A 501-nucleotide genomic window follows, 5' to 3' on the forward strand; every position below is an offset into this window, starting at 1 on the left:
CGCTGCCGGTCGGCCCGGTGACCAAAACGATGCCGTGGGGCTGGCGGATCAGGTGATCGAGTTTGACCAGCACCTGCGCATCCATGCCGAGGGTTTCCAGATGCAGACGCCCGGCCTGTTTGTCGAGCAGACGCATCACCACCCTTTCACCATGCCCGGTCGGCACCGTGGAAACACGAATATCGATCGGTCGTCCCGCCACGCGCAACGCGATGCGACCGTCCTGCGGCAGGCGTTTTTCGGCGATATCGAGCTGGGCCATGATCTTGATCCGAGACACCAGCGCGCCGTGTAGAGCCTTGCGCGGCGAAACCACATCACGCAGCGTGCCGTCGACGCGATAGCGCACCACTGAATGGGTTTCGAACGGTTCGATGTGAATGTCACTGGCCTCGTCGCGCGCTGCTTGCGTGAGCAAGGCGTTGATCATGCGAATCACCGGCGCACCGTCCTGGGTGTCGAGCAGGTCGGTGATTTCCGGTATGTCCTGCATCAGACGAT

1 protein-coding gene is annotated in these 501 nt (G+C 62.1%); it reads right to left on the bottom strand.

Going from position 1 to position 501, the window contains the following annotated elements; genetic code table 11:
• The coding region (locus ACW9IR_RS29605; RefSeq protein ID WP_457466158.1) for a GspE/PulE family protein at positions 1-501 on the bottom strand (501 nt) is incomplete at both ends.

The organism is Pseudomonas sp. SDT291_1_S447 (assembly GCF_054070155.1).